Origin of the sequence: Streptococcus suis, assembly GCF_902702775.1 — a bacterium.
Classification (GTDB): Bacteria; Bacillota; Bacilli; order Lactobacillales; family Streptococcaceae; genus Streptococcus; species Streptococcus hashimotonensis.
The window spans coordinates 1,850,100-1,862,165 of the sequence record NZ_LR738724.1; the positions used below are offsets into that span (position 1 = coordinate 1,850,100).

Below are 12,066 nucleotides of genomic sequence, written 5' to 3' on the forward strand. Positions count from 1 at the left end.
CACTTTCCTCACTTCACCTTATACAAAGTAAATAGAGAATCTTCCCTCTTTATCTACTTCGATAGTACTTAGCATGATATTACGTACAATTTTCTGCTGAATTTGTCGAGTCATTTCCTTGTAGGAGCGCAAAGATTCTTTGTAGTACTCGGAGACACTTCCTTTTTGTGCTGTTGAACGCGTCGTTATCACACCTTTCAACTGTTGCAGCGTATCTACCTCTTCAATCCAAGCTTCATCAATAGCCTTTAAAACTGCCAATCGATAAAATTCAGACATCCCCTCATGTGTTTGAACAATACGAGCTTTCTTCTTCATTTCCTTTTTAAAGATTAGAAAAAGTAGGTCCTCAATTTGGGTATCACTAGCAAGAAGCAAATCTTCAGGTATTTTTTTAAATTCGTAGGTAAAGTTGTCCAAAATATAGCGTCTCAATTGATGAGGGCTACGTTTGGGATGGGTCTGTAAGAAATCTCCAATGACTTCAAATACAATTTTCTCTACCTTGGCTGATAGATCCAGGTCTTCCAACATGAGCCTATCCCTAAGAGCATATACCTTATTCCGCTGAATGCGCATGCTCTCATCATATTCAATCGTAAAACGACGGGAACTAATCGCCCCATCCTCACTTTTTGTTTGAGCATGCGTAAGTGCACGTTTGAAGCGTTTCGATTTTAAGGGCTGTCCATAATTCCTTCGTTCGGTGTTGTTCTTTTTCTTAAAGTACTTTTTAACCCACTCAGGTCCATTATTGACTAGCAACTCATCTTCCAATGAGACAAAAAATTGTGACATCCCCGGTTCACCCTGACGTCCTGAACGACCTCGCAACTGCCAGTCCATACGACTGTTGGGCATCCGCTCTGTTCCGATGACTGCTAACCCGCCAAGTTCAGCCACTCCTTGACCAAGTTTGATGTCCGTTCCACGACCAGCCATAATAGTTGCACAAGTTACAGTTCCATATTGTCCCGCTTCTTGAATAATAAGCGCCTCTTTGGCAACTTTATTAGCTGTAAGGGTACTGTGCGGAATTCCTTCTTGCAACAACATCTTGGAATAAATTTGCGTGATTTCTACAGTTCCTGAAATTAATAATACAGGCTGCCCCTTCGCATGAAGTTTTTTTACCATCTCAATGGTGGCATATAACTTCTCTGGTAGGGTGGCATATATCTTATCCGGGTAGTCAATGCGCTGGGTCGGTTTATTTGTCGGAATAGAAACTACAGGAACATGATAAGTTTCAATCAATTCATCTTCAGCCTGATGTCCAGTTCCAGTCATTCCTGCGATTTTCGGAAACATGTTAAATAGACTCTGGTAGGTGACTGAGCCCATCGCTCGACTTTCCTTAGTCTTCTTGACCTTTTCTTTTGTCTCGATAGCTTGGTGAATACCGGATTGCAAACGTGTTCCTTCTATCACCCGACCTGTCCGATTATCCAACAGTTTGATTTCATCATCCTGCACGACATAATCAAAATTTTTCCGATAAAGATAATGAGCGCGGAGAGCCAAGTTAATATGGCGATTCAACTCCCAACTTTCGGATGAGTAGAGTTCATCTATATCAAAGTAGGATTCTGCATAGTCATTCCCTTTATCTGTCAGATAAACTTCTTTTTTATCTGGGTCAAAAAAGAATTCCTCCCCTTCTTTTAAGGTTAGAATGAACTGATTACAAATATCAAATAGGTTTGACTGCACTCGTGGAAAACCCGAAATAATCAACGGTGTCTGGGCACTGTCTAGTAAGACGGCATCCGCCTCATCAACGATTACATAGTTAAAGTCTCGTAGGAATTTGCCTTCTGCAGATGACACAAGATTATTAGAGAGATAATCGAAACCAAGTGTTGCACTAGTTGTATAGGTAATATCTGCCATATAGACACTTTCCCTATCTTCTTCTGAATCTTGATTCGTATCAGTATCCTCTTCTTCCTTCGCACCAATCCCAACAGTCAAGCCTAGAAACTGATAGACTTTTCCCATTTCCTCCCCATCACGAACAGCGAGGTAGGCATTGGTGGTTACTAGTATCGCTCCCTTACCCATTAGTGCATTTAGGTAAAGAGGCATTGTTGCAGTTAGGGTCTTTCCTTCTCCGGTACGCATTTCTGCAATACAGCCTTGGTGGAGGGCGATGCCTCCCATGACTTGAACTTCGTAGGGAAACTGCCCTAGTATGCGGTAGCAGGCTTCCCTCACAGTTGCAAAAGCCTCTACCAACAAATCATCCAAAGTCTCCCCTTGTGCAAGGCGTTCTTTGAATTTTATTGTCTGACCAGAAAGCTCTTCATCGGTCATTTGGCGATACTCAGATTCTAGTTTAATAATTTTTTTAGTGATACGCCTAATTTTAAACAACCGATATTTGTTTAAAATTGAAGTATTATTTCTTAACTTCATACCCCTTCCTCTTCTCTAGTATTTCGGATAAGGCCTGTTACAAATTCTAAATCCTGCGGATAACGATTTTGGCTGTAATACCCCCTCGCTTTTCTAGATTGGTAGTGGGTGTCAATCTCATCCAAGACATATAGTGCAATATCAGAAAAATAAACACGCTGACAGCCTGCACTAACTAAAGCCATATTGTAAGTGAAGGCATCAGCAGGGTAAACAAACTCTTGTTCTCCATTTTTCAAGATATCTAATCCAACAACCTCGCCTTGGCGATTAAAATATTGCAATTCAATGTAAGCACGACCTTCTGGTTCAACAGAATAGTTGTGTTCTATACGATAGCGATAACCCGGACGCAAAAGTGGCAGATTCGGCGACTGACGATCCCCTTGATAATTGGTCCTAGAATGCCATCGTTTTATTGGTTTACCAGAAGCAAAACGAAGATTTTCAAACTGAACCTTTTTATCAAAATGATCAATTACAGAGCCATACAAATAATTTCCACCATTCGCTGTATCTCCCCAATAAATCTTTTGTATTAATCGTCCTTCCATTAGAGCTTCCTTCCAAAATCGTTCTTCAAGAATTTATGATACTGCGTCATGAACCACCTATTAATGGCTCTACTATTATCATTGTGACGTCCCTCATATCCCTTGGCATAGATATGTGTATCACTATCTGCCAGATGCTCTACTAAACGCTCCATAGCATGACCATCATAGTCATCCTGTTGCATGTAGGCAATGGCAAATTCCGTCTTATCAAAGTCTACCTTACCAAATTTATTCCAAAAATGTTGGTTAAAACGTTCAATCGCTGCTTCGTCTGATCCTCCAACGACATTTCGAATCATATCACCACTTGTTTCAAACTCATCTGGTCGCTTCAACTTCAAGTTAGCAACTGTATCTCCTAGATTTGTAAATGGTTTCCCAACAATGACAGCATGCGGTTTGAAGTGAGAAGCATAGTAGAGACCACCAAATGCGCCCATCGACAACCCGGATAAAATCAATTGATCGGATGTGAAACCAAGATAGTCTAACGACTCCTGAATGGCATCAATCACATTCTTTTCTAATTGCTCTGTTCCAGAATAGAAACACCCACCTTCTAAACGCGGATCAGCAATTAACATAAATGGAGTTCTCATAGCTTTCATCATAAAGAACCCTTCGAAACCTTCCGCTCCACGGAAACCAGAAAAGTATACATTCAGTGGTGGTTTTAAATCTCCAGGATTGAAATAGGTAAAAATCTCTTGTCTTTTTTCATCAACGTGTCGCTTTCCACCTAAAACAAACCGCCCAAGCCCTTCTCGAGAGTATCTCCAGTGAGTTACACCAAATTTTAACTTTCCACTTCCTTTTACACTAAATGAAATAGAATAATGGCCAACTTCCTCATCTGTCCTTAAAATATATGGCTCTTTTAAGTCACATTCGTCAATAATCAAAGTTTTATACACATCGCCAAGCGATCCCTTGCGAAGGCAAACAATCTCCATTCGGAGTTGACAGTCGCCTTCTTTTATGAATTCTGGCCAAAGTTCCAATGACATAGAGAAAACAGGCAGATTATACCGAAATGTATATAGTGTTGTAAAATCTTTACCAAAGTCTCCTTCAAAATTCACACCAACATTTCCATCGTATGATACTTGTCCTTTAAAGTGTGGATTTACATCAATTTCAGGAATCTTTAATTTTGCACCATATTGCCCACCAAATAAATTCCGATATAGATAAAGTATGGTGTTGTAATGTGATTCCTCAATAGGTAGTTCCCTCATTACCGCTCGTCGACAAATTCCATCTACTCGCTGATCGAAAATCGTGACTCCCTTATCCTTAAATAGAGAGTAAGCATCGACATTAGAGGTAAGTTGCTCCAGTACTTCTTCCGCAATATCCGAAGTAACTACCACACCCGAAAAATGAATATGAACTTTTGGAGGTTCTTCCATTTCAGCTAGTCTTTCTTCGGGTATCTTGGCAATTTCAGCAGCTTTTAATCCCTCTAAGTAATCTTGTAGTTTATCACTTGGTGTGTATAACCACTCTATTTGTTCGGGAAGTTCTAGGTCTTTCGCCCAGTTCTCATCCCCTATCTGCAATAGTTTCATTTTTATTTTCCAATAATTCTTTCCAATGGGCTATGATTTTTCCACTAGTATAATCACCCATTTTTTGAACTGTATAAATAAGCGAGTTATTCCAATTGCTCAAGCCATCAAAATAATAACGAATAGCTTCCGAAATCTCTGAAACCTCATCAACAATCCAACCGTTTTCTGAATGGGTCACATACTCAGTTTTTATCATATTAATTTGAGGCAAACCAGCACTAATGCTTGCAATTTGAGTATATATGTGAGGCTTTTCGCTCAAATCAATCACTAATCTTGTTGTATCCAATTCTTTTATAATCTGATTTTCATTTGTAAAATGTTTGAATTGGATAGCAGTTAACTCTATTTCCTCATCTTCTTCCAGTAAGTTCTCGCTTTCATTTTCCACCAAATCAGTAAATCGTTCCAGTGAATAATTTTCATTAATAATCTGCAAGACTTCTTCTGTTACCTGCTCTTTTTTTCTACCGTTCTCATAACTTATTAAATGAAGTTCTATCAGTGGATTCTCCATCATTGTTCCTAAAATTTCATCTAAAGCTAGACGATAACAGGTTTGATCTATACCATCAATTAAGAAATAGATAATTAGTTCTTTAATTGTCTGGCTGCGCCCTAAGCGAAGACGAGTATCAAATGGAGTAACGCGATTAATAAAACGATGTGGTAACTGGTGTTGTTCGATTTCTGCCAAAAGCTGTTGTTCTGCTGCCTCAGTATCAATAATTACTAAACTTGCAGCCTCAATAACCAGCTTTAGCGCCTCAGTATTTTTTACATCAAAACGATCGCCAAAGAGAGAAAATACCTTTCGATACTCACCAAAATTATTAAAGATAAGATCATTATGACGTAAATCACTAGCTACCACCAAAAAATCATCCGGTTTCATCCACTCAGATTTCAGTAATTGTACACGTTCTTTAAACAATTCCTCCCAGGCATCATACGTCAATTTATAGAACATTTGATCGGCCGATGGATTGATTTCAATCACACTGTGCTTTCGAGTTAGATGTTCTCGAACCTGCCATACCCCAAATTCATTTAAGTAATCCTGATAGCTAGGAACACCGTCTTTTGAATATTGAATGCTCGATAAAAATCCTCTATCGTCAAAATAATAGCGTCTAGCTTCTTTATTTTCTTCGTAAAAAATGACAAAGTGTAGGTTCCCATTTTCGGCAAAATGGATATCAGCAATCTTTTCGTTATCAACATATGCCAACACCATAAATGGGGAATAGATAAATCTAGTCCCTTCGGGCCATCCTAATTCTTTAAAAGGAATTGTCTTTGTTTCCTTTCTTTGAATGTTTTGAATATCATCAAAAAATGACCAATAATTCACATCTAATAAGCCTTGTTTGTGTAAATAATAGCGAAGTTGCGGGTGGTAGCATGTCAAAATAAGCGCAGCTTCTTCATGAGCAGCTTGAAACATCTGAATTTGGTTGATTGTATCATCAAAGCTCATACGCTCAAATACACGGAACCATAGCGGCGTTTCAACAAACCACTTCCGATTTCCGTTATACCATGACGGAATAAAATAATACATTTTTTCTCCTTTAAATCAAGTCATCGTACTGTTTCCAAGTTTGCATTACACTTATTTGCTCTACAATCCCTAACATTAGAGTGGTCATAATATAAATGTTTTGTATAAGAATAGCAAAACTTATCTGCCCTGATTGGCTCCAAATAATCAGCATGGGAATACCACCCATTAAACTTGTATAAATTGCACCTATAATTGCCAATTTCCACAAATACGATCCGATGTATTTCTTAGTAGCTTCTCCTGGACGAACTCCTTCAATATAATCCCCACCTTTTTGCATTCCTTCAGCAATTTCTCCTGGATCCAAATTAAAGAACGCAAAGCCAATTGCCAGAATAAATAACAGAATAAGATAGAAAATTATTCCTACTAGCTGTGACATCGAGAAATGTTGTGAAAGATACTGTAGTGCTTCATTATCTGGGAAAAATCCGAGCAATATAGAAATAAATAACGGAGGTAGAGTCATCAAGGTCATCGCATACATAAACGGCATCCCACCTGCTGGGGTTAATTTGAGAGGGATGTACGTCTCCTCTGCAAAGGAACTAACGATTGTTATTCTTCGAATAGGGATTCGATATTCTGCTCTAAAGACCCTAATCGTGATCCAAATAAGAATTGATGCTCCACCTAGGACAAACAGAGTAATCAGCAACCAAATCCAAATATCAAAGCGATTCTCAGATACCAATCTAGCAATATTTACTAAAAATGTTAAGGTCATATTCGAAATAATGATGACTGATGGTCCACCAACGCCTTTTCTAGCGTTGACAGCCGCAAGCCATGCAAGAACATAGCTCCCTGCTATCAGGATAACAATTGAACTGATTCTCAAAAGTACTTTACTCTGTGGTCCTAATGCTGGAATTTCGAAATAATCACTAACTCCACTATACCCGTATGCTTGAATAAAAGCAATTATAAACATCAGTGACATCTGCCATAACTGAGTTTGTCGCTTCGTTGCCACTTTCACCACTTTAAACAAGCTCAAAAAACGCCACAGAATCATACTGGTCATCCAAGGACTTAAACCCAATGAAAATAGATTCTGCATAGAAAAATTCCCTCCAGATACCATCGCTAAAGTATCTAGAGAACTCGTTAAATCATACCCACCAGCACCTATTTCAGAATAAACTGGCAACGTCCCAATAGGAATATATTTCCCTAACATATAGACAAAAATTATACCAACTGACCAAAGTATCCTTTTTAAAATTAATGAACTTTGGATTTTTTTCTTCATTGATGCAAACATTTTATACCCTCTTTCTATCATGTATTGTGAGAATACACTTCTCACAATACATGATAAATCGAAGCTATTCAAATAAATAGCTTCGAAAATATCACTGTCGTCAATTACTATTTTCCTCGACATCTTCCTCTTCTTTTTTACGGCGTTTATACAAACCACCAAGAAGGAGACCTGCCCCAAGGATTCCTGCCCAAGCTGATGATTGTTCACCAGTATTTGGCAACGCACCTTGTCTACGCGGAGTTTGAGATTGACGAGACGGGGTTGATTCTGACTCTGAAATAGATTCAGAGACGGATTCGGAAATCGATTCGCTGACTGACTCTGAGATAGACTCAGAGACTGATTCTGAAATGGACTCAGATGTAGATTCGGAAATCGACTCGCTGACCGACTCAGAGATAGATTCAGATACAGATTCTGAAATTGACTCACTTACTGACTCTGAAAGGGATTCTGAAGTTGATTCAGAAATTGATTCGCTGACCGACTCGGAGAGGGACTCAGACACGGATTCTGAAAGTGATTCGCTGACTGACTCTGAGATGGACTCAGAAACTGACTCTGAGATTGACTCTGATACGGATTCAGAAATTGATTCGCTGACTGACTCGGAGAGGGACTCAGATACGGATTCTGAAAGGGACTCAGATGTAGATTCCGAAATAGATTCGCTGACTGACTCGGAGATTGACTCTGATACGGATTCTGAAAGTGACTCGCTCACTGATTCTGAGATAGATTCAGATGTAGATTCCGAAATGGATTCACTTACTGACTCGGAAATTGACTCAGATGTAGATTCCGAAATAGATTCGCTGACCGACTCGGAGATTGACTCTGACACGGATTCTGAAATCGATTCACTTACTGACTCGGAGATGGATTCAGATACAGATTCTGAAAGTGACTCAGATGTAGATTCCGAAATAGATTCACTTACTGACTCGGAGATGGATTCAGATACGGATTCTGAAAGTGACTCGCTCACTGATTCTGAGATAGATTCAGATGTAGATTCCGAAATGGATTCACTTACTGACTCGGAAATTGACTCAGATGTAGATTCAGAAATTGATTCGCTGACCGACTCGGAGATTGACTCTGACACGGATTCTGAAATCGATTCACTTACTGACTCGGAGATGGATTCAGATACAGATTCTGAAAGTGACTCAGATGTAGATTCCGAAATAGATTCACTTACTGACTCGGAGATGGATTCGGATACGGATTCTGAAAGGGACTCGCTTACCGATTCTGAGATAGATTCACTTACTGATTCTGAAATCGATTCGCTGACTGACTCGGAGATAGACTCAGATGTGGATTCTGAAATTGATTCGCTAACTGATTCTGAAAGGGACTCACTTACTGACTCGGAGATAGATTCTGAAGTTGATTCCGAAATAGATTCGCTGACCGACTCTGAGATGGATTCTGATACTGATTCTGAAATCGATTCACTTACTGACTCGGAAAGAGATTCAGATACGGATTCAGAAATCGACTCACTTACTGACTCGGAGATAGACTCAGAGACGGATTCGGAAATCGACTCGCTGACCGATTCAGAGATAGATTCACTTACTGATTCTGAAATTGATTCAGATGTAGATTCCGAAATAGATTCGCTAACTGACTCTGAGATAGATTCTGATGTGGACTCAGAAATTGATTCGCTAACTGACTCTGAGATGGATTCAGAGACTGATTCGGAAATAGATTCGCTAACTGACTCGGAGATAGACTCAGATGTAGATTCAGAAATTGATTCGCTGACTGACTCTGAGATAGACTCAGATACGGATTCTGAAATTGACTCGCTTACCGACTCGGAGATTGACTCTGATACGGATTCTGAAAGTGACTCGCTCACTGATTCTGAGATAGATTCAGAGACTGACTCTGAAATCGACTCGCTGACTGACTCGGAAAGGGATTCTGAGACTGATTCCGAAATAGATTCGCTAACTGACTCGGAAAGGGATTCTGATGTGGATTCCGAAATAGACTCGCTGACCGATTCAGAGATAGATTCGGAGACTGATTCCGAAATAGATTCGCTGACCGACTCGGAAAGGGATTCTGAGACTGATTCCGAAAGGGACTCACTTACTGACTCTGAGATAGACTCGCTGACTGATTCTGAAATTGACTCAGATACAGATTCTGAAATCGATTCACTTACTGACTCGGAGATGGACTCAGATACAGATTCTGAAATCGATTCACTTACTGACTCGGAGATAGATTCACTTACTGACTCAGAGATAGATTCTGAGACTGACTCGGAAATTGACTCAGATACAGATTCTGAAATCGATTCACTTACTGACTCAGAGATAGATTCAGATGTAGATTCAGAAATGGATTCACTCACTGACTCTGAGATGGATTCAGATACAGATTCTGAAATAGATTCGCTTACCGACTCTGAGAGGGATTCAGATACAGATTCTGAAATCGACTCGCTGACTGACTCGGAGATGGACTCGCTTACCGATTCAGAGACAGATTCTGAAAGGGACTCACTTACTGACTCAGAAATTGACTCAGAGACGGATTCGGAAAGAGACTCGCTGACTGACTCTGAGATGGACTCAGATGTAGATTCAGAGATCGACTCGCTGACTGACTCGGAAATTGACTCAGAGACGGATTCGGAAAGGGATTCGCTGACTGACTCTGAGATAGACTCAGAGACGGATTCGGAAATCGACTCGCTGACCGATTCTGAGATAGATTCAGAAACTGATTCTGAAAGGGATTCAGAGACAGATTCAGAAATTGACTCGCTGACCGACTCTGAGATGGATTCAGATACGGATTCTGAAAGGGACTCGCTGACCGATTCTGAGATAGATTCACTTACTGACTCAGAGATTGATTCTGAGACTGACTCGGAAATTGACTCAGATACAGATTCGGAAATAGATTCGCCGACCGATTCTGAGATAGATTCAGATGTAGATTCCGAAATGGATTCACTCACTGACTCGGAGATGGATTCTGATGTAGACTCAGAAATTGATTCTGAGACGGATTCGGAAATAGATTCGCTGACTGATTCTGAAATGGACTCAGATGTAGATTCCGAAATTGATTCTGATACTGACTCGGAGATGGATTCTGAGACGGATTCGGAAATCGACTCGCTTACCGACTCTGAGATGGACTCAGATACAGATTCGGAAATAGATTCGCTTACCGACTCTGAGATGGACTCAGATACAGATTCGGAAATAGATTCGCTGACTGACTCTGAGATAGATTCAGATGTAGATTCCGAAATAGATTCGCTCACTGACTCAGAGATAGACTCGCTGACTGATTCTGAAATTGACTCAGATGTAGATTCTGAAATCGATTCACTTACTGACTCTGAGATAGATTCAGATACCGATTCTGAAATTGATTCACTTACCGATTCAGAGATAGATTCTGAGACGGATTCGGAAATTGATTCTGATACTGACTCGGAGATGGATTCTGAGACTGATTCGGAAATTGACTCACTGACTGACTCGGAGATGGACTCAGAGACGGATTCTGAAATGGACTCGCTAACTGACTCGGAGATGGATTCTGAGACGGATTCAGAAAGGGACTCACTTACTGACTCTGAGATAGATTCTGAGACCGATTCGGAAATCGACTCGCTGACTGACTCGGAGATTGATTCAGATACCGATTCGGAAATCGATTCGCTTACCGATTCAGAGATAGATTCTGAGACCGATTCGGAAATCGACTCGCTGACTGACTCGGAGATGGACTCAGATACAGATTCTGAAATCGACTCGCTGACTGACTCGGAGATAGACTCAGATGTAGATTCTGAGATTGACTCGGAGATAGATTCTGATACAGATTCGGAAATTGATTCTGATACTGACTCAGAGATGGATTCTGAAATCGACTCGCTGACCGACTCTGAGATGGACTCAGATACAGATTCTGAAATCGATTCGCTGACTGACTCGGAGATAGACTCAGATGTAGATTCTGAAATCGACTCGCTGACTGACTCGGAGATAGATTCAGATACCGATTCGGAAATTGACTCGCTGACCGATTCGGAAATCGATTCAGATACGGATTCTGAAAGGGATTACTTACTGACTCGGAGATAGACTCAGATGTAGATTCAGAGATTGACTCGCTGACCGACTCTAAGATAGATTCTGAGACTGATTCGGAAATTGACTCAGATACAGATTCGGAAATTGATTCTGATACTGACTCGGAGATGGACTCAGAGACGGATTCTGAAATAGACTCACTTACCGACTCGGAGATGGACTCTGATGTAGATTCAGAAATCGACTCGCTGACTGACTCGGAGATAGACTCAGATGTAGATTCAGAGATTGACTCGCTGACCGACTCTGAGATGGACTCAGATACAGATTCTGAAATTGATTCGCTGACTGACTCTGAGATGGATTCTGAGACAGATTCGGAAATCGACTCGCTGACCGACCCTGAGATGGACTCAGATACAGATTCTGAAATTGATTCGCTGACTGACTCTGAGATAGATTCTGAGACGGATTCAGATACAGACTCGCTAACTGACTCCGATACCGATTCAGAAATGGATTCACTAACTGACTCCGAAATCGATTCAGATACAGATTCATGTACTGATTCTGACACTGAGTTAGAAATCGACTGTGA

Annotated in this window: 6 protein-coding genes and 1 pseudogene; all 7 read right to left on the bottom strand. The window is 40.4% G+C overall.

Going from position 1 to position 12,066, the window contains the following annotated elements:
• Positions 1-18: 18 nt before the first annotated feature.
• Entirely contained in the window at positions 19-2,418 is a 2,400-nt protein-coding gene (secA2, locus tag GPW69_RS09030; protein WP_074391656.1) for an accessory Sec system translocase SecA2, read from the bottom strand.
• Complete coding sequence (asp3, locus tag GPW69_RS09035; RefSeq protein WP_024385149.1) at positions 2,415-2,972, bottom strand: accessory Sec system protein Asp3; 558 nt, start codon at positions 2,970-2,972, stop codon at positions 2,415-2,417. Before asp3 ends, secA2 begins: the two co-directional genes overlap by 4 nt.
• Complete coding sequence (asp2, locus tag GPW69_RS09040) at positions 2,972-4,546, bottom strand: accessory Sec system protein Asp2 (RefSeq protein ID WP_024401289.1); 1,575 nt, start codon at positions 4,544-4,546, stop codon at positions 2,972-2,974. Before asp2 ends, asp3 begins: the two co-directional genes overlap by 1 nt.
• Complete coding sequence (asp1, locus tag GPW69_RS09045) at positions 4,521-6,113, bottom strand: accessory Sec system protein Asp1 (RefSeq protein WP_074391655.1); 1,593 nt, start codon at positions 6,111-6,113, stop codon at positions 4,521-4,523. Before asp1 ends, asp2 begins: the two co-directional genes overlap by 26 nt.
• 10 nt (positions 6,114-6,123) lie before the next feature.
• Positions 6,124-7,383 carry an accessory Sec system protein translocase subunit SecY2 gene (gene secY2, locus GPW69_RS09050; RefSeq protein WP_024385146.1) on the bottom strand — a complete coding sequence of 420 codons (1,260 nt, stop codon included), beginning with the start codon at positions 7,381-7,383 and terminating at the stop codon, positions 6,124-6,126.
• Positions 7,384-7,483: 100 nt separating this feature from the next.
• A complete protein-coding gene (locus GPW69_RS10865) occupies positions 7,484-7,606 on the bottom strand; it encodes an LPXTG cell wall anchor domain-containing protein (protein WP_161496330.1) in 123 nt (40 codons plus the stop codon).
• Between the two features lie 873 nt (positions 7,607-8,479).
• Positions 8,480-11,470, bottom strand: a pseudogene (locus GPW69_RS10870) (DUF445 family protein); the annotation flags it as partial.
• Positions 11,471-12,066 lie beyond the last annotated feature (596 nt).